At 39.2% G+C, this 18,121-nt stretch carries 18 protein-coding genes; 6 read left to right on the top strand and 12 right to left on the bottom strand.

Going from position 1 to position 18,121, the window contains the following annotated elements:
• Positions 1-151: 151 nt before the first annotated feature.
• Positions 152-916 carry an exodeoxyribonuclease III gene (locus ACFYKT_RS14380; RefSeq protein WP_389220874.1) on the bottom strand — a complete coding sequence of 255 codons (765 nt, stop codon included), beginning with the start codon at positions 914-916 and terminating at the stop codon, positions 152-154.
• Between the two features lie 79 nt (positions 917-995).
• Complete coding sequence (locus ACFYKT_RS14375) at positions 996-1,271, bottom strand: hypothetical protein (RefSeq protein WP_389220871.1); 276 nt, start codon at positions 1,269-1,271, stop codon at positions 996-998.
• 325 nt (positions 1,272-1,596) lie between these two features.
• Between ACFYKT_RS14375 and ACFYKT_RS14370 the strand changes: the two genes are divergently transcribed.
• From ACFYKT_RS14370 to ACFYKT_RS14360, 3 genes are all read left to right on the top strand, one after another.
• Complete coding sequence (locus tag ACFYKT_RS14370) at positions 1,597-2,058, top strand: OsmC family protein (protein WP_389220868.1); 462 nt, start codon at positions 1,597-1,599, stop codon at positions 2,056-2,058.
• Positions 2,059-2,196: 138 nt separating this feature from the next.
• Positions 2,197-2,625 carry a cell wall hydrolase gene (locus tag ACFYKT_RS14365; RefSeq protein WP_389220865.1) on the top strand — a complete coding sequence of 143 codons (429 nt, stop codon included), beginning with the start codon at positions 2,197-2,199 and terminating at the stop codon, positions 2,623-2,625.
• Between the two features lie 148 nt (positions 2,626-2,773).
• Positions 2,774-4,267: a nitrate/nitrite transporter gene (locus ACFYKT_RS14360; RefSeq protein ID WP_389220862.1), complete on the top strand. Its 1,494-nt coding sequence runs from the start codon at positions 2,774-2,776 to the stop codon at positions 4,265-4,267.
• A 50-nt stretch (positions 4,268-4,317) separates the two neighbouring features.
• Here ACFYKT_RS14360 and narI read toward each other — a convergent pair whose 3' ends face one another.
• The 9 genes from narI to modA all read right to left on the bottom strand — a co-directional run bounded on the left by narI (position 4,318) and on the right by modA (position 13,600).
• A complete protein-coding gene (gene narI, locus ACFYKT_RS14355) occupies positions 4,318-5,007 on the bottom strand; it encodes a respiratory nitrate reductase subunit gamma (protein WP_389220859.1) in 690 nt (229 codons plus the stop codon).
• A 94-nt stretch (positions 5,008-5,101) separates the two neighbouring features.
• Positions 5,102-5,704: a nitrate reductase molybdenum cofactor assembly chaperone gene (narJ, locus tag ACFYKT_RS14350; protein ID WP_389220858.1), complete on the bottom strand. Its 603-nt coding sequence runs from the start codon at positions 5,702-5,704 to the stop codon at positions 5,102-5,104.
• Positions 5,701-7,203, bottom strand: a complete 1,503-nt coding sequence (narH, locus tag ACFYKT_RS14345) for a nitrate reductase subunit beta (protein WP_389220855.1) — start codon at positions 7,201-7,203, stop codon at positions 5,701-5,703. The genes narJ and narH overlap by 4 nt, the downstream gene beginning before the upstream one ends.
• Entirely contained in the window at positions 7,193-10,876 is a 3,684-nt protein-coding gene (locus tag ACFYKT_RS14340) for a nitrate reductase subunit alpha (protein ID WP_389220852.1), read from the bottom strand. Before ACFYKT_RS14340 ends, narH begins: the two co-directional genes overlap by 11 nt.
• Positions 10,857-11,153 carry a hypothetical protein gene (locus tag ACFYKT_RS14335; protein WP_389220849.1) on the bottom strand — a complete coding sequence of 99 codons (297 nt, stop codon included), beginning with the start codon at positions 11,151-11,153 and terminating at the stop codon, positions 10,857-10,859. Before ACFYKT_RS14335 ends, ACFYKT_RS14340 begins: the two co-directional genes overlap by 20 nt.
• A 14-nt stretch (positions 11,154-11,167) precedes the next feature.
• The gene (locus tag ACFYKT_RS14330; protein ID WP_389220847.1) at positions 11,168-11,479 is read right to left on the bottom strand and encodes a hypothetical protein; all 312 of its coding nucleotides are present in this window, start codon (positions 11,477-11,479) and stop codon (positions 11,168-11,170) included.
• 41 nt (positions 11,480-11,520) lie between these two features.
• Positions 11,521-11,946 (bottom strand): hemerythrin domain-containing protein, encoded by a 426-nt coding sequence (locus ACFYKT_RS14325; RefSeq protein WP_389220844.1) that lies wholly within the window; start codon positions 11,944-11,946, stop codon positions 11,521-11,523.
• Positions 11,947-12,138: 192 nt separating this feature from the next.
• Positions 12,139-12,819, bottom strand: a complete 681-nt coding sequence (modB, locus tag ACFYKT_RS14320) for a molybdate ABC transporter permease subunit (RefSeq protein ID WP_389220841.1) — start codon at positions 12,817-12,819, stop codon at positions 12,139-12,141.
• A complete protein-coding gene (gene modA, locus ACFYKT_RS14315) occupies positions 12,800-13,600 on the bottom strand; it encodes a molybdate ABC transporter substrate-binding protein (protein WP_389220838.1) in 801 nt (266 codons plus the stop codon). The genes modB and modA overlap by 20 nt, the downstream gene beginning before the upstream one ends.
• Before the next feature lie 149 nt (positions 13,601-13,749).
• On the opposite strand from modA, the gene ACFYKT_RS14310 reads away from it, so the two are divergent.
• Both ACFYKT_RS14310 and ACFYKT_RS14305 read left to right on the top strand, forming a co-directional pair.
• Complete coding sequence (locus tag ACFYKT_RS14310; protein WP_389220836.1) at positions 13,750-14,673, top strand: substrate-binding domain-containing protein; 924 nt, start codon at positions 13,750-13,752, stop codon at positions 14,671-14,673.
• 267 nt (positions 14,674-14,940) lie between these two features.
• On the top strand, positions 14,941-15,870 hold the full coding sequence (locus ACFYKT_RS14305; RefSeq protein ID WP_389220833.1) for a MerR family transcriptional regulator: 930 nt from the start codon (positions 14,941-14,943) through the stop codon (positions 15,868-15,870).
• Positions 15,871-15,965: 95 nt separating this feature from the next.
• Here the strand turns inward: ACFYKT_RS14305 and speD are convergent, their stop codons facing one another.
• Positions 15,966-16,778 carry an adenosylmethionine decarboxylase gene (speD, locus tag ACFYKT_RS14300; RefSeq protein ID WP_389220830.1) on the bottom strand — a complete coding sequence of 271 codons (813 nt, stop codon included), beginning with the start codon at positions 16,776-16,778 and terminating at the stop codon, positions 15,966-15,968.
• 199 nt (positions 16,779-16,977) lie between these two features.
• Here speD and ACFYKT_RS14295 point away from each other — a divergent pair, with 199 nt between their 5' ends.
• Positions 16,978-18,120: a CAP domain-containing protein gene (locus tag ACFYKT_RS14295; protein WP_389220827.1), complete on the top strand. Its 1,143-nt coding sequence runs from the start codon at positions 16,978-16,980 to the stop codon at positions 18,118-18,120.
• Position 18,121: the final 1 nt, after the last annotated feature.

Genomic DNA, 18,121 nt, shown 5'->3' with positions numbered 1-18,121 from the left:
GGCTAATAAAATGCTTTATTAAAGCTAATTATAGATTTTTGCACCCAGCTGAATGAAGCGGAAATAAACAGGATAATTTTCAAAACCAAAAAAATAAGAAAAAGCATCAGTTTAATTAGCGATACTTTTTCTTATTTTTTGTTTTTGATTTTTATATTTTTTGAAAATCCATTTCCAAAACTATTGGACAGTGGTCACTGCCCATGACTTCACTATGAATCTGTGCTGCTTGAATAGATTCTGTCATGCGTTCAGAAACGATAAAATAGTCAATTCGCCAGCCGATATTCCGCTCTCTTACCTTCATCATATAGGACCACCATGTGTAAGCTCCTTCTGCGTCAGGATAGACATATCTAAACGAATCAACAAAGCCAGAATTTAAAAGATTCGTCATTTTCCCACGTTCTTCTGTTGTGAAGCCGGAATTTCCATGATTGGACTTCGCATTCTTTAAATCAATCTCATGATGAGCTACATTTAAATCTCCACAATAGACGACAGGCTTCAATTGATCAAGTTCTTGTAGATATGCCCGTAGCTCTTCCTCCCATTCCAACCGAAACGAAAGCCGAGCTAAATCCCTTTGCGAATTGGGCGTGTACACATTCACTAAATAAAAATCTTCAAACTCCAGTGTAATGATTCTGCCCTCATCCTCTGACTCATTATCCCCTACCCCATACTTAACAGAAAGTGGCTTTTTTTTCGTAAAAACAGCCGTTCCGGAATATCCCTTTTTCAAAGCATAATTCCAAAATTGATGATAGCCTTCTAAATCAAGGTCAATCTGCCCCTCTTGCAGTTTTGACTCCTGGATACAAAAAATATCTGCGTCCACTTCATTAAAGTAATCTAAAAAGCCTTTCTTTACACAGGCTCTAAGTCCATTCACATTCCAAGAAACAAATTTCATATTGATAATACTCCTTATAAAAATCTTTTTAGACTCCTAGGGTAACAGGAAACACATTTTCCTGCAAAGCTTCAAGACTTCACGATACAAGCATCCTTATACCGACAACTAGAAACAGAACAAGCACAAATGTCCAAACATAATGTTTCAACTTTACTAATCTATCACGATCTCCTAGTAATTTCGCAATCGGCCATTCAATGATTCTCATAAAGATGACAAGACAAATAATTAGGATTAATGTTGGCCATTTGTTAAGGCCAAGATAACCAGGAAGAAATAAGGCAAAAAAGAAACAAATCCCAAGTGCCAATAATTCAGATAGCCGATACTTCGTTTTAAACATCCAATTCATACAAACACCACCTTGGCGCTTAATTATCTATGTTTTTCGACAGCTTTCTTCTTCATTATTACATTTACCAATCTACTATGTAAACAAGCAACTGAATGAAATAATATACACTTGGATCTAAAGCTAGAAACAAAAAATTACAAAAATCTCTTCAAATACGATATATTTTATAGCAAGCTTTGTTAAATAATATTGTTGCATAAAATCACCATTGGTGTACCCGCTCATTAAGTAATTCATTCGAATAAAACACATTCGCGTGCACACCAATGGCTCTTAATCAACAATCAGGGCTAACATAGCTTATAGCAAAGGAGGGATCCCTATGGCAGAACATCAATTTCACTTAAAGGCACATTGGCCAGGCTTACGAAATGACGTAGGAGAAATCGAAACAGGACAATTAAAGACAAAGGTTTCCATTCCACCAGAAATGGAAGGACCGGGTGTCGGCACGAATCCAGATGAAATGCTTTTAGGAGCAGCAGCTACTTGTTATATCATCACTTTAGCTGCAATGATGGAGAGAAGTAAGCTCGATAAAGTAGATCTAACGATGGAATCAGTCGGCATTGTCGATGTAACAAAGGGCATTATTACATACAAAAAAATCATTCATCATCCTGTCATTGTCCTTCACGCTGACGCTTCTGAAATGGATGTTGAATTAGCATTAAAACTCACTCAAAAAGCCGAAACATCCTGTATGATCTCACGTGCGTTAAAAGGCAATGTGGAAGTCGAAGCAGAAGCAATCATTAGAAGAGACAATCATTTGCAGAAATAAGCTATGGAGCTAATGACCGGCAAATCATCATCATTTGTTGCAATTATTTTTCTTTCCTTAAACGAAAATGATTCAGACAAACATCATTAGGCATGAATGAAAATATGCTAGTTGTATAACATGTATGGTGGTGATAACTTGGCGGTAGTAGCACATACTTCCTCAGATCTTGATATGTTAGCAAGATTGCTTCGGGCTGAAGCTGAAGGAGAAGGTGAAATGGGAATGATGCTTGTTGGAGCAGTTGGGATCAACCGGATTCGGGCAAATTGTTCTGACTTTAAAGGATTGCGAACCATTCCTCAAATGATCCATCAGCCTCATGCTTTTGAAGCAGTTCAGAAAGGATACTTTTATCAGCGAGCAAGGGAAAGTGAGCGACGTTTAGCTAGAAGGGCTGTTAGAGGGGAAAGACCATGGCCAGCCAAATATGCTCTTTGGTATTTCCGGCCACCTGGGGACTGCCCCCCAACTTGGTATAACCAGCCCCTTGTAGATCGGTTTAGGCTTCACTGTTTTTATGAACCGTCTGCAACTGAATGTGAGAATGTTTATAACACCTTTTAATCATCGTGCTTATTCTGCCTTCGCGGAATAAGCACCGTTTTTTTTCATACAATATCACACTTGTGAAATGATAAGGTTATATGTAAAGGTATGAAACAGGCTTGATGAAAACAAACTACATATAGAGAAGTTATGAAAGGAGTACATTATGCAGCGAGGTAATTTCCAGTTAACATTACAAACATCAAGTTTAGTTCTTGGCTTTATGGTATGGGTTATTCTTTCTTCCCTCATGCCATACATTTCCGCTGATATTACACTTACAGCGAATCAGATGACGTTAGTTACCGCGACTCCTGTTATTCTAGGGTCACTCTTACGAATCCCTATTGGATTCTGGACTAACCGCTATGGGGCTAGAATTATCTTTACGATCAGCTTCATCATCTTAATCTTGCCCGTTTTCATTATTAGTGTGGCTAACTCATTTATGACATTGATTCTAGGTGGACTGCTAGTAGGGATTGGCGGTGCTGTTTTCTCGGTTGGGGTTACTGCTCTTCCAAAATATTATCCTAAGGAGAAACATGGCTTTGTTAATGGGATTTATGGCGCAGGTAATATCGGAACAGCCTTAACATCATTCTTAGCTCCAGTACTAGCTGACTCATTTGGTTGGCGATTAACGATTCAATTTTATATCATCTTATTAATTCTCGTAGCGCTCTTAAACTTTTTTCTTGGGGACCGTAAAGAAAAGAAAGTCCATGCTATTTTTTCACAGCAGTTTAAAAGTGTGTACAGGAATCCAAAGCTTTGGCTATTAAGCCTGTTCTACTTTATTACATTCGGTTCATTTGTTGCATTCACCATTTACCTTCCGAATTTTCTAGTAAACCATTTTGGACTTGAAAAGGTAGATGCTGGATTCCGAACAGCTGGATTTATTGCCCTTGCAACCTTTCTACGTCCAATTGGCGGTTGGCTCGGAGATAAATTCAATTCATTCTTAATTTTAGTTGTTGTATTCTCTGGTTTAACTTTTGCTGGATTCCTTTTATCGTTTACCCCTTCCCTGCCAGTCTACACGGTTGGCTGTCTAGCAGTGGCCATTTGTGCCGGGATTGGGAATGGAGTCATTTTCAAACTTGTCCCACTTTATTTCTCGAAGCAAGCCGGAATTGTTAACGGGATTGTTTCTGCGATGGGTGGATTAGGCGGATTCTTCCCTCCGATTATCTTAACGATTTTACATAATTGGACAGGACATTATGCAATTGGTTTCATGTCACTTTCTGAATTTGCATTAGCAAGTACGATTCTCGTCGTTTGGCTTTATTATCAAGACAAGCTTTCACTTGCAGATCAAATTGTGGAAAGTACAGGGCAAGGAATTATGGTTACAGACTTAGATGGAGTCATTCAACAAGTGAATCCTGCCTTTTCAAAAGTGACCGGTTTCTCACTTGAAGAAGCTGTTGGCAAAAAGCCAAATATCTTGCATTCAGGAAAACATGACGAACAATTCTTCAAGGAAATGTGGAAGGAAATTTACGAAGAAGGTTATTGGCAAGGAGAAATTTGGAATAAGCGTAAAAATGGAGAAATTTATTTAGAATGGTTAACCATTAGTACGCTCAATGATGAAGCCGGTCATCCTAAAAGGCATGTCGCCATGTTTAGTGATATTACACAACAATAAACTGTTACAAGAAAAAATCACTTTCAAAACTGAAAGTGATTTTTTCTTAGTTAATTATTATTTTTGTAACCGTCACGCGCTCGATACTGCTGTGGTGCTCTTGCAGGATAACGTCCTGGAAAACTGAACATATGAATGAGCTGTGTAAATGGAATGGCCGCAAATAAGATAAATGAAGCAATTACATGTATCTGGAAAAGGAAAGGTACGGCTGTCATAAGCTCATAGTCGGGATTTAAAGTGAACAAGCTTCGAAACCATGGGCCAATTGTTACTCGATATTCATAAGCAACAACTGTTGTATTATAAATAAGTGTCATATATGTTCCTAATCCAGCGACAATAATAAGCCAAATAACTGTGAAATAATCAGCAAATGAAGCATGGACACTGACTCTTGGGTTTGAAACCTTGCGAATCAACAAGACAATCAAGCCAGTGACAACCATCAGTCCAGCAATTCCTCCACCAGCAATTGCACCGAAGTGATATAAATGATCTGTTATGCCAATTGATTCATAGAAACTAATCGGGATTAGAACCCCCATTACATGCCCAATAAAGGCAAATAGAATACCCCAATGAAAAAGCAACGAACCAATTCTCAGCCACTTTTTCTCGAAAATTTCTGTAGACGGTGCATGCCAGCTAGTCCCGCGAAATACAAAACGATAAACAGAAGCAACGACTAGAATGGTCCCAACTATATAAGGAAATATTCCCCACCAAAAAAATCCCATATCTGTCCTCCTTAGTAAGCAATTCGATGGTTCCTTGCAAAATTGGATTGCAAGAAAATCTCAAAACAATCATTATAATAGACTTCCCACTCACTTACCGATAAATCATCGGATATGGCAAAGGATCTAAATCGGCTTCCTCCCGTTCATTCTCCAATTGCGCAATCTCCTCTGAATTTGGTGCTTCAAAGGCAAAGGTCATTAGGATGTCAAATACGTTAGAATAAGGATTGCTGCTTGGAAGATGTGTAAAGATACGATTGATCGCATAGGCTAGCCTGCGCTTAAGCTGACTAACATCATCATTTTCTGGAGCTACTGCTAGTAGCTCCATTAGCATTGGAATATAGTCAGTCAATTCTTTACTTACATTTTCAAAACCTAGATCAGCAATCAGCTTTTGTAATCGAATTAATGCTTCTCCGCGTCTGCGGCTGTCACCTAGCTCTTGAGCTGTCAAATACAGACCACTTTTATCTTTATAATCAAAAGTTTCAACATAAAGCTCTTGAAGATCCTTTAATTCCATTTCAAACATGGGCTGTAATCGCTGGGACACTTCCCTTTGCAGCTCTTCATCTATCAAATTCTTTTTCACATATTGATCAAGATCTGAACACTCATTAAAAAATTGATGATCTGGATAATCCAAGAATCGGGCGACAAAGATAAGCACCTCTGCTATTTCTTCTCTCATCCATGATCACTTCTTTCATAAGGATATGTGACCATGCCTTCAGCTGGAGCCAATTCTTCAATACTGCAAGACCCTTGACGATAATAGGAGTTATCATCCATTTCACGTCTGCCAGTTGGAATAACAAATCGTTCATTATACTTGGCAACTCCAAGGAGTCGAGCCATATCTTCTAACTCCTCTACTGTTGTCCCTGCTTCACGAAGCAGTTTGCTCGTTTTCATTTCATCAAGGCCCCCAACTGTTTTCGCACGCATATGGACACGCATGGCAGCCATTTTTAACAAGACTCGGCGGATGACACTTGTATCATCTGCTGACAATAATGAGGCAAGATATTCCATTGGAATTCTCATATCGTCGACAGCAGGAATATAGCCGTCCATACTTAAATCCTGTTCATTTGTAATATGGTTCATAATCGGGCTTAGCGGCGGTACATACCATACCATTGGAAGCGTCCGATATTCTGGATGAAGCGGCAAAGCAATTTTCCATTTCATCGCCATTTTATATATAGGCGATTCTTGAGCACTTGTTATCCAGCTTTCATTAATTCCTGCTTCACGTGCTTTTTCAATTACTTCTGGATCATTCGGATCCAGGAAGACTGAGAGCTGTGCTTCATATAATTCCTTTGGATCTTCAACAGATGCTGCTTCCTTCACTCGATCCGCATCATACAGAACAACTCCGATATATCGAATCCGCCCAACACAAGTTTCGGAACACACCGTTGGCAGTCCAGCTTCAGTTCTTGGATAGCAGAAATTGCACTTCTCCGCTTTATGAGTGTTCCAGTTGTAATACACCTTATGATAAGGACAGCCATTCATGCAGAAACGCCAGCCGCGGCATGCCTCTTGATCTACGAGCACAATCCCGTCTTCATCCCTTTTGTATAGCGCACCAGATGGACAGGATGCGACACAGGACGGATTCAAACAATGCTCGCAAATCCTTGGCAAGTACATCATGAACGTTTTCTCATATTCCATCGCAATGTGCTCCTGCAGCTTTTGCACATTCGGATCCATTGGAACGATTTCACTGCCACCTGCAAGATCATCATCCCAGTTCGATCCCCACTCTGGTTTATCAATATATTTACCCGTGATCATCGACTTTGGACGAGCAACAGGCAAATTCTCCTTCTTCGGGCTCTTATGAAGATGTTCAAAATCATATGTCCACGGCTCATAAAAATCATCCAATGTTGCCATGTTTGGATTGTAAAAAATATTAGCAAGCTTTGAAACAGGGCCGCCAGCTCTTAAATGCAGCTGACCATTTCTTAAAGTCCATCCACCTTTGTAGCGATCGGTATTTTCCCATTCTTTCGGGTAGCCTGGTCCTGGTCGTGTTTCCACATTGTTGTACCAGACATATTCCATTCCGGGACGGTTTGTCCACGTGTTCTTGCACGTCACAGAACAAGTATGACAGCCGATACACTTATCAAGATGCATGACCATCGCCACTTGAGCCTTAATTCTCAAGCCAATCGACCTCCTTCAATGGACGGATTACTGTCATTGTGTCCCTGTTGCTTCCAGTTGGTCCATAATAATTAAACCCATAACTTAACTGAGAATAGCCGCCAATCATATGTGTAGCTTTCGGATTAATTCTCGTCACACTATTATGTGTTCCCCCACGCTTCTTATTGATCGTATTCCCTGGAACACCCATCGTTCTGTCTTGTGCATGATACATGTAGGCAACACCTCTTGGAAGTCTATAAGTAAGGACAGCCCTTGCTGTAACAACTCCATTACGGTTATAGACTTCAATCCAATCATTATCCTTAATGCCGACAGAAGCAGCGTCTTTTTCATTTAACCAGACAACCTGCCAGCCGCGGAAAAGCTGCACCATATGATTTGTATCAGTAAACATTGTATGAATGCCCCATTTTTGGTGAGGAGTCATATAGCGCAATGTAAGAGACTTCCCCGCGTTTTCCACTTCTTTTTCCCCTTTTAAAAATGGTTCCAAATTAACTGGCGGAAGATAAAGCGGGAGACCCTCTCCATAATCAAGCATAACTTCGTGATCAATATAAAAGCTTTGACGGCCGGTAAGTGTATGCCATGGAATATTGTATTCTTTATTAACCGTAAATGGAGAATAGCGGCGGTTATCATTTTCTAAGCCGCTCCAAACAGGCGTCGAAATCGTTTGACGAGGCTGGACACTTAATGCATCAAGCGTATAATCTTCCTCTTCACGAGCTTCCGAAATATGTCCTAAGCTCTTTCCTGTCTTCTCTTCCATTGACTTCCAGCCTTCAACAGCGCGTTTTCCATTTGTCGCTCCTGACATTAGAAGAATGGCATTGATTGCTTGTTTATCAGAATAGAGATCTGGATGACCCTTTCCGACTCCTTCTCGTTTGGAAACACCAAGACGTTGAAGTAATTCTTGATATGCCTTTTCTCCATCTACCTTTACACCTTTTGTTCCATAGCCATTGCGAATATTCGGGCCAACCGTTGTCCACATATTAAATACATTTGGGTAATCCCTTTTGACAATATTCAAGTTGGACATCGTTTTCCCAGGAATTGCCTCAACCTCACCTTTTTGCCAATCTTTCACTTTGCCTAGTGGCTGAGCAATTTCGTTAATCGTATCATGGGCTAGTGGAGCCATCACAATGTCTTCCTGTGCAGGGAGATGCTCGGCTGCAAGCTTAGAAAATTCTTTTGTAATTTCCCTAAATGCATCCCAATCACTCTTTGTTTCCCAAGGTGGGGAAATGGCTGCATTGAAAGGATGAACAAACGGATGAAGATCTGTTGTACTAATATCAAATTTCTCGTACCAAGTAGCTGCTGGCAGAATAATATCAGAAAATAGTCCAGAGCTTGTCATCCGAAAATCCATGGCAATAAATAGATCCGTCTTTCCTTCAGGCGGCTTCTCATCAATATTCACATTCTCCGGCTGCCATGAACTTTCGGTATCGGTAAGGACCGAATCATCTGCACCGATTAAATGTTTAACAAAGTATTCGTGGCCCTTTCCACTATCACCAAGTAGATTGGAGCGCCAATTAAAGAATATATGCGGATAATTACGTGGATCATTAGGATTTTCTAGAGCATACGTAATCTTTCCATCCGCAATTTGCTTGGCAATATCTTCAATAAGCCCTTGATCATCCTCTTTCAATCTTTCTCTAGCCTCTCTCATTACATCCAAAGAATTCTGCGTCCATTGCGGGAAGCTTGGCAGCCAGCCTAATCGGGCAGACATCACATTGAAATCAGCAGGGTGCATATTGCTATACTTGCCACCCCATTCATTTTTCTCATTATCCGCTTGATATTCATAACGGAACTGCTCCGTTGCAAAATAGAAGAAGGACGTGCCATTCATAAAACGAGGAGATTTCACCCAGTCATTGGCAAAGGCAATTTGAGAAAAGCCTTCAATTGGGCGTACTTTTTCTTGCCCAACATAATGAGCCCATCCCCCGCCATTTACACCTTGCGATCCTGTTAATAGAACAAGATTTAAAATCGACCGATAGATTTGATCACTATGGAACCAGTGGTTAGTTCCCCCACCCATCGCTATCATCGACTTTCCATTTGTCTGTGCAGCATTTTGGGCAAATTCTCTTGCTACCTGAATCACATGTGCTGGATTCACTCCTGTAATGCTTTCCTGCCATGCAGGTGTATACGGTTTGTTTGGATCGTTGTAGTCTTCGGGATAATCCCCTGCAAGACCTCGATTAATACCTGTATGTGCCATCATCAAATCATAGACAGTTGTAACCGTTAGTTCATTGCCTGATTGATCTTTCACTTTCTTTACAGGCACACCTCTTCCAACTGATCCACCTGTTTTCTCGGCGAAATAAGGGAAATCCACCATAACCACTTCGTCCGACTTATTCAAGAAACTAAGCTGTGGATTGATCTCGCTTCCATCTTCGCTTTTCAAATCAAGATTCCACTTGTTTCCATTATCCCAGCGAAAGCCCTGACTGCCTGTTGGAATGACCGGTTGATTCGTTTTTTCATCCCACATGACCGTCTTCCATTCACCAAGATCCTGTTTATTATTAATATCTGACTCGCGCAAGAAACGATCTGAACGGAACTTCCCATCTTTCTTGTCCAAAATCACAAGGAATGGTAAATCGGTATATTGTTTTGCATAGTCAATGAAATAAGGTGTTTCCTTGTCCACATAAAACTCTTTTAAAATCACATGCGTCATGGCCATCGCAAGTGCCCCGTCTGTACCAGGTTTTGCAGGCAACCAAATATCAGCAAATTTATCATACTCGGCGTAGTCTGGACTGACTCCTACTACTTTCGTCCCGTTATAACGTGACTCAACCATAAAATGCGCATCTGGTGTTCTTGTCTGCGGAATATTCGTCCCCCAAATAATGAAATATTTCGTATTATACCAATCTCCACTTTCTGGAACATCCGTTTGATCGCCCCAAACTTGAGGGGAAGCAGGAGGTAGATCCGCATACCAATCATAGAAACTGAGAATCGTACCGCCGATTAATGATAGGAATCTCGTTCCACCTGAATAACTGACCATAGACATTGCTGGTATGGGACTAAAACCAACAATACGGTCAGGACCATATTTTTTGATCGTATAAATGATTGATGCAGCAATTAATTGACAGAGCTCCTTCCAGCTCCCACGAACAAAGCCACCTTTCCCACGGGCTTTCACATACTTTGCACGCTTTTCTGGATCAGTTACAATATTTTCCCATGCTTTTATAGGATTATCAGCTGTTTTCAACTCATTCTTCCATAATTCATAAAGGTCACCCCTTACATAGGGATGCTTTACTCGTGTTGGACTATATGTATACCATGAGAAGCTGGCCCCACGCGGACATCCTCTAGGTTCATAATCAGGGAAATTCTCACCAGTGGATGGATAATCTGTCTGCTGCGTTTCATAAGCGATAATTCCGTCTTTCACATGTATTTTCCAGCTGCAAGAACCCGTACAGTTTACTCCATGAGTAGAGCGTACGACTTTATCATACTGCCAGCGTCTTCTATAAATATCTTCTGATTTGCGCGGACGCGGGCTCTCTTCTGTCCATCCATCATTGATCCGCTCTCCACGCTTCAAATGCCTTAATGATTGTAGTAGCTTATTTTGTCTTTGCTCCATTTATGTCATCCCTTCCTTTCAGGCTATCCGCAATTGGATTAAATTCTTCTCCTAAAAGTCGAAACGATTCTTCCCCAGCATGCAGTTCCTTTTGGAATATTTCCCAATTAGCCGCATTTGCTGCTGCAAGAATCAATCGCTGCAGTGTCCCGTAATCATTGATTTCATAAATTTTCTCAATGATTTCTCCTGGCAGAAAGCCAAATCTCATCCGCAGTACAGCAATCAAATCTTCACGATCATCAACCAATAATGAATCTGTTTCGAATGAAAACATGCCACCATTCCTTCCTACAGTTTGATCATTTTATAGTAGTCTGTGATTAATTGTTTCTTACACTTTTCGGCAGCCTGTTCAAAAAAGTCAGTGAGCTCCGTATCAGGCTCCTTCACCTGTTCAAAGCTAATATGTGTTTTTGCCACTTCAGAGAAACTATTTGATAGTCTTAATGTGACATCCAAGCCTTCTTTTTTCTTTATGACACTGCCTTGTGCATCATATGGATGAATATTATGTTTTTCAAAGGTTTCTACCATCCTTCTATATACATTTGGGGCAGCAATTCGTAATGATTCTTCCCTTTCAAGCTGGTGTTCTCCCACTCTAACCCTCCTCACTAGCAATTTCCTTAAATTCCCTCCAATTAGTGTTTGTCATTGACTAGAAGTTTATTCATCTCATCCTCGTTATGAATTAAGTCAACAATAATCAAGCCGTTCATCAAACTGATAAATTGCTCATCCACCACTTGTTTTTGGAGTAGTTCCTTCATCTGATCAACAATACGCCTCATAATGTCATGATCTCGTGTAAGCTGAATAACCAGCTCCTTTACTTCCGGGTTTTCCTCGACCATCTCCTTATACAGACCTTCTTCTTCCGCTTCTGCATGCTTTAGTGTTCGTGTTTCCCAATGCTCTATTATGATTTCAGCTACTTGAAGAGCTTTTTCCTCTTGGTTATCTTCCAAACAACGGCGATAGATTTCCATTAACTCTTTTGCTTCATTAAGTGCAGCTTCATGAATAGATGAATGTGCATCTGGTTTCTTCAAACTTGGTCCTGACATATGGATCCCTTCCTTTCAGCCAAATAAGGCTATGATTCATAAATGATATTAATCAGCTTAACCATAATAGGCGCCTCTAAACTTATAGTTGGTTATATTTTTGAACGATTTGTGGCTTTTTAGATGAGGTTTTGGGAGACAATGAGAAGAGGCTCGAGTTGATGAACTCGAGCCTTCTGTACGTGAATAATATTAGGTTTCTTTTACTCGGACACTTAGCAGCATGATAAAGGAAATTAAAATGATCGAAATCACCCATAGCCAGGCCATTTGCGTATTACCTGAGTCTATCGCAATATATATCGCGGTAGGAATCGTCTGAGTTTTTCCAGGAATATTACCTGCAAACATAAGAGTTGCACCGAATTCGCCTAGAGCCCGGGCAAAACTTAAGATGCTCCCAGTAATAAGAGCATTAGACGCTAACGGAATTGAAATAAACAGAAAAATTTTCCATTCACTTGCTCCATCTACTCGTGCCGCTTCTTCAATATCTTTGTTTATTCCTTTAAATCCTGATTTGGCAGACTGATACATAAGCGGGAAAGCCACAACGATCGACGCAATAACGGCAGCCCACCAAGTAAAAATGATTGGCTGCTTAAATAGCCACTCTATGGCTTGCCCTGCCCAGCTATTCTTTCCAAAAATGATAATAAGCAAGAATCCAACAACCGTTGGAGGCAGAACCATTGGAAGCATAAGTATAGTTTCCAAAATGGCCTTGCCTTTAAAAGTTACTCTCGCAAAAACCCGGCCGACCAAAATCCCTATCAAAATAACAACAAGACTAGCTACAATAGAGATTTTCAGGGATAGCCATATTGGACTTAAAAATTCTTGCATTGTTACCTTATTTAGTAGTAAATCCATATTCCTCAAACACTTTCAATGTTTTGTCATTTTGAAGATACTGATAAAATTCTTTTGCTGCTTCGTAATGTTTGGAAGCTTTAATAATTCCCACTGGATAAATAATTGGTGTATGTGTGTTAGGATCTGCCGTAGCAATAATATTTACTTTATCAGATACAATAGCATCTGTCTTATAAACCATCCCTGCAGCAACATTTCCAGTTTCTACATAGGACAATACTTGACGGACATCCTTCGCATAAACAATTTTTGATTCCACTTTATTCCATAGTTCCATCTTTTCAAGAGATTCCTTAGCATATTTTCCTGCTGGTACGGATTCAGGCGTTCCAATGGACATCTTGTCGATTTCTGCTTTACCAAGATCTTCGAAACCTTTAATAGTTTGATCCTCTTTTGGCACGACTAATACTAATGAATTTCCGAGAAGATCGATTCCGTCTTCTTTTGCAATGTTGCCTTCCTCAACTAATAAATCAAACTTATCTTCCGCTGCAGAGAAAAATAAGTCTGCAGGTGCTCCTTGAGAGATTTGTTGCTGTAAAGAACCTGAAGCGCCAAAGTTAAATACTAATTCTACTTCAGGATGTTCTTCTTGGTATGCCTTTTGAATCACATCCATTGCATCCTTCAAACTAGCTGCAGCTGAAATGGTTAACTCTACCTCTTCTTTTGTTTCAGTATTTGCTGGTGTTTCTGTCTCTTGATTGTTAGCACATGCTCCTGTAAATACGAGTAAAAATATAAGGACAATAACTAATTTAAAATGTTTTTTCATTTTTCCACCTCAGTTTAAATTATTATTATTCGTTATAACTAGTTATATCTTATTATAATTAATTATAACTAACAATGGTTTTTATCACATTCTCTTAAAAAATTCACCCGCCACTACTAATTAGGTTATACTATACTGGGAGTGATCGTATGAATAACTCATATACTATTGAAGAGGTTTCTCAATTATTGAAGGTTTCAAAATTAACCGTCTATGATTTAATCAAAAAAAATGAGCTTCCTGCCTATCGGGTTGGAAGGCAAATGAGAGTAGATTACCAAGATCTTGAGAGCTATAAATCGAAAAATAAGACAGGAAAAGTGCTTGAAGATCCCATTTTGCCAGGTGAAAATAAGGAATTAAAAAATAGTAAAAAACAAGTTGTGATAAGTGGGCAGGATATCGTTCTGGACATGCTAAGTAAATATATTGAAACACACACACAGCTCACTCCATTAAGATTATATAATGGGAGCTTAAATAGTCTAGTTTCCATGTATAATGGTGAATGTGATGTTGTAAGTGTTCATTTATTCGATGGGGACACTAATGAATACAATATCCCTTATGTTAAGCGTCTATTGGTGAGTCAGCCCTTTCTATTGATTAACTTAGTTTGCAGAAATGCAGGAATTTACGTTCAGCAGGGAAATCCGAAGAAGATAAAAACATGGAGTGATTTGGCCAATCCGGATATTACGATTGTTAATCGTGAAAAGGGTTCAGGTGCAAGAGTTTTGCTTGATGAACAATTACGGATCAATGGCATCTCGCAAGAGGCACTGCATGGTTATGAAAAAGAATTGACGAGTCACCTTACTATCGCTTCAGCCGTAGCTAGTGGCCAAGCAGATGCAGGAATCGGGATTGAAAATGCGGCAAAAATGGTAAACGTTGACTTTATTCCACTGATAAAGGAACAATATGATTTAGTCATTTTAAAAACAAAAGAAAACAGTCAATTACTTAAAGTCATTAAAGAAGCGGTTAATTCTAACGAATACCGCTCTCAGCTGGAGCAGCTAAATGGATACGATCTTACACTTACAGGAAAAATCATATTTGAATCTTAGAAGCAATTGAAAAATATAAGCTGGCAATTCTTACGATAAGAATTGCCAGCTTTTTTATTATCAATCACATGCAACCATCCAAATAATAGCTTGTCGCTGTCGAATAGCCAATGAACTGACTATTTCTGCAGAAATCCGTCTTCTTTTGATAGCTTTTGTCATGAGGCAGGAAAATGAAGTAGCCTTTGCTGAATTAGTTTACCATAGGGAAAATCATACAATCATCCTACGGGAATATTTAGCATAACAGAAAGGGTTGGAAGCCAAATGGAAAAGCAAATCTTGAAAAACTATACGATTAAAGAAGCGGCAAAAAAGCTTGCTGTCTCACCCCGTGAACTTAAGCAGTGGGAAAAAGAATTAGGCGGCACTTTTGTCATCCCTCGTTCGAAACAAGGAGCGCGCTATTATACGGAGGATAACATTAGCCTTCTAGAGACAGTCAAGCAAATGCATGAAGAAGGTTTAAGTAAAGACAAAATACAGGAAACGATAGAAAAGCTTTCTCAAATGAGTAAGGAAGCAGAACTTTCTCCGATTGAAGTATTACCTGCAGCAAGTGATAATCGAATCGTAACTGAAATGAGCAAGATAGATATTGAGCGGTTCTTAGCTGCAATGACTTCATGGAAGGATGAGCTTATCGGTGATGTCCGGGAAGAAATTCGCACTGGTGTTCGGAAGGAAGTGGTTGAAGAAGTAAAGAAGGAAATTTCAAAAGGATCAGTCCATATGGTCAAAAGCCTTTCTGATTCTATCTATAAATCAACCGAAAAAACAAAAGCCGAACTTGATAAACTCTCAACAGATATACATAAAACATCTGAACATACTTCTGAAAAGCTTGGAACACTATCGAGGAGAATTGCCAAATCTTCAAAGGGTACTTCCGAGCAAATCCGTTACTTGGCAAATCGTGTAGCAGATTCTTCAGAGGCAGCTGCAGAGGAATTTAAAACGATGATTCACTATATTTCGAGCTCAGCTGAGGTCACCCATACTGAAATCAGCGCACTAATTGAAACATTGAATACAGATCGGGATATCTATCTTGACACCATTAACAGGGAACGAGAAGAATATTGGAAAGACGTCAATCACCGTGAGATTATGTTTCAAGATATGATAATGAGCTTTCGAAATGTAGCTGCATCTGAAGAAGAAAAGAAAGAAGCTTGGTGGAAATTCTGGAGATAAAAACTCACTTTGTTCATAGTAGTGGACAAAAAAGCAAAGGTGTCCACGAGCGGTGCCTGACACCCTAATGGGTGTCAGGTATTCTTCTATAGGCATTAGACGGATTCAAAATTGGTGCCATAAAAGATTTCATCCATCTCCGTTGTTAGTTTTTCAGTGATTTCTTCTACTTCCTCTGCTGACAGCTTATCTTTCGTATAGCCAAACAGATAGTTATTGAGATCGAATTCTCTGATTCTGCATTTCGTGTGAAAAATATGGGATTGATAAATGTTCACATCAATCATATCAAATTCATTTTTCATCTCATCAGGAATATAATTTTGTATGGAACTTATATTATGATCGATAAATAATTTGTGCCCAACTTTATCCCGCGTAAATCCGCGCACACGATAATCAATGGTCATAATGTCGGTATCAAATGAATGAATGAGGAAGTTAAGTGCTTTAAGTGGTGAAATCTCCCCACATGTTGAAACATCAATATCAGCCCGAAAAGTGCTTATCCCTTCCGACGGGTGGTATTCAGGATATGTATGAACAGTTATGTGACTTTTATCAAGCTGCATAACAACTGAATCCGGAAGCGGCCCTGGCGATTCATTATAAGATTCAGTCGGCACTTCTACAACTGGCCCCTCCGAAACAAGCATGGTTACACTTGCACCTTGGGGAACATAATCCTGCTGGGCAATATTTAGTACATGTGCACCGATGATATCTGACACACTTTTGAGAATTTTTGTCAAACGCTCAGCACTATATTCCTCATCAATATATTCAATATACGCCTCCCTTTCCTCCTTTGTTCTCGTATAGCATATATCATACATATTGAAGCTTAATGATTTTGTTAAATTATTAAATCCATGCAATTCAATTCGTTGTTCAGGTGTTAATTCCAATCCCCATTCCCCCATTGCAATGTAGTTAAGTCTCATTAAATATTGTTATATTACCCATTTTCGTTCATAATAATTTGCCTTCTTATTTATCCAAAAATAGGAAAAGTCCTTATGCTGTAAAATTTGCTTTTTAAAATTTATACTTATAGGGAATAAAGTGTAACAAGAGACGAACATCTGTCTCGGGGAGGTGTGTACATTGAGGAAATTTTTTCGATCATTGATTTTCTTATTTATTTTATTTATCACATGGCCATATATTGAAAAGCAAATCGAAAAAACCGATTATTATCCTGTACTGGAAACGATGAAAACTGAGATTCGCGGCATTATTGAACATCCCAATGTAACCGCCGCACTAGAGACGATATATAAAAAGGTGAATGATCTTACAGGTAAACTTGATGAAACAAACAATCCAGTCCCTTCAACTGATAATCAGCCTGAAACAAAACAAAGTGATAAACCCAATCTATCCATTCCCTCTAAACAGTCCTTTTCTATTTATAATATTGAAATAGGTGACCAAAAGACTGAGGTAGAGAAGCAATTTGGCCAGGCACAACGAACTTCCTTTAATGAATATGGAACTAAATGGTATACCTATCATAATAACTACCAACACTTTTTAATGATTGCCTACAATGACAATCATCAAGTCTCTGGTATGTATACAAACCAAGATTTAATTGCCTCTACATTTGGAATTAAGCTAGGAAGTCCAAAAGAAACGGTTCTTGAGCTTCTAGGCGAACCCCTAAGCCAAATTCGTAAAGGAATGACGTATCTTCAACTTCAGGAAGATCGAGATTATGATGTTTTTTCACTTGATGAATGTTATATAACTATTTTTTACGATAAGCACGAGGATAATACTGTTACATCCATTCAAATCATAAATGAGGATCTTGAAAGGAATAAGAAAGCCTTTTATACAAAGGCAACTGATCAATTAAAAGAAGGATTTGAATATCAATTATTTGATCTTACAAATGCAGATCGTGTCAATTATCATCTACCAGTATTGAAGTGGGATGATCATGTAAGAGAAACAGCACGAAGTCATAGTTTAGATATGGCTGCGAATAATTACTTTTCCCATACAAATCTTGAAGGATTATCTCCATTTGACCGCATGAGTAATGATGATATTGTCTTTACCGTTGCTGGAGAAAACCTTGCAACCGGGCAGTTCAGCAGTATCTTTGCTCATGAGGGGCTCATGAACTCACTCGGTCATAGGGAAAATATTCTACAGCCAGACTATCAATTTTTAGGAGTCGGCGTCGCATTTAATGAAGAGTCCCATCCCTATTACACAGAAAATTTCTTTAAAAAATAAG

Origin of the sequence: Cytobacillus mangrovibacter, from assembly GCF_042865275.1 — a bacterium.
Taxonomy (GTDB): domain Bacteria; phylum Bacillota; class Bacilli; order Bacillales; family Cytobacillaceae; genus Cytobacillus; species Cytobacillus mangrovibacter.
Note: the sequence above shows the minus strand (reverse complement) of the source record. Positions and strands in the feature narration are given on the sequence as shown.

Bases quoted from the DNA above. Each gene is read 5' to 3' on its own strand.
- ACFYKT_RS14370 (WP_389220868.1), top strand. From the start codon at position 1,597: ATGGCAGAACATCAATTTCACTTAAAGGCACATTGGCCAGGCTTACGA.
- ACFYKT_RS14340 (WP_389220852.1), bottom strand. From the start codon at position 10,876: ATGGAGCAAAGACAAAATAAGCTACTACAATCATTAAGGCATTTGAAG.
- narI (WP_389220859.1), bottom strand. From the start codon at position 5,007: ATGGGATTTTTTTGGTGGGGAATATTTCCTTATATAGTTGGGACCATT.
- ACFYKT_RS14380 (WP_389220874.1), bottom strand. From the start codon at position 916: ATGAAATTTGTTTCTTGGAATGTGAATGGACTTAGAGCCTGTGTAAAG.
- ACFYKT_RS14375 (WP_389220871.1), bottom strand. From the start codon at position 1,271: ATGAATTGGATGTTTAAAACGAAGTATCGGCTATCTGAATTATTGGCA.
- ACFYKT_RS14305 (WP_389220833.1), top strand. From the start codon at position 14,941: ATGGAAAAGCAAATCTTGAAAAACTATACGATTAAAGAAGCGGCAAAA.
- narJ (WP_389220858.1), bottom strand. From the start codon at position 5,704: ATGAGAGAAGAAATAGCAGAGGTGCTTATCTTTGTCGCCCGATTCTTG.
- ACFYKT_RS14325 (WP_389220844.1), bottom strand. From the start codon at position 11,946: ATGTCAGGACCAAGTTTGAAGAAACCAGATGCACATTCATCTATTCAT.
- modB (WP_389220841.1), bottom strand. From the start codon at position 12,819: ATGGATTTACTACTAAATAAGGTAACAATGCAAGAATTTTTAAGTCCA.
- ACFYKT_RS14310 (WP_389220836.1), top strand. From the start codon at position 13,750: ATGAATAACTCATATACTATTGAAGAGGTTTCTCAATTATTGAAGGTT.
- ACFYKT_RS14335 (WP_389220849.1), bottom strand. From the start codon at position 11,153: ATGTTTTCATTCGAAACAGATTCATTATTGGTTGATGATCGTGAAGAT.
- modA (WP_389220838.1), bottom strand. From the start codon at position 13,600: ATGAAAAAACATTTTAAATTAGTTATTGTCCTTATATTTTTACTCGTA.
- ACFYKT_RS14360 (WP_389220862.1), top strand. From the start codon at position 2,774: ATGCAGCGAGGTAATTTCCAGTTAACATTACAAACATCAAGTTTAGTT.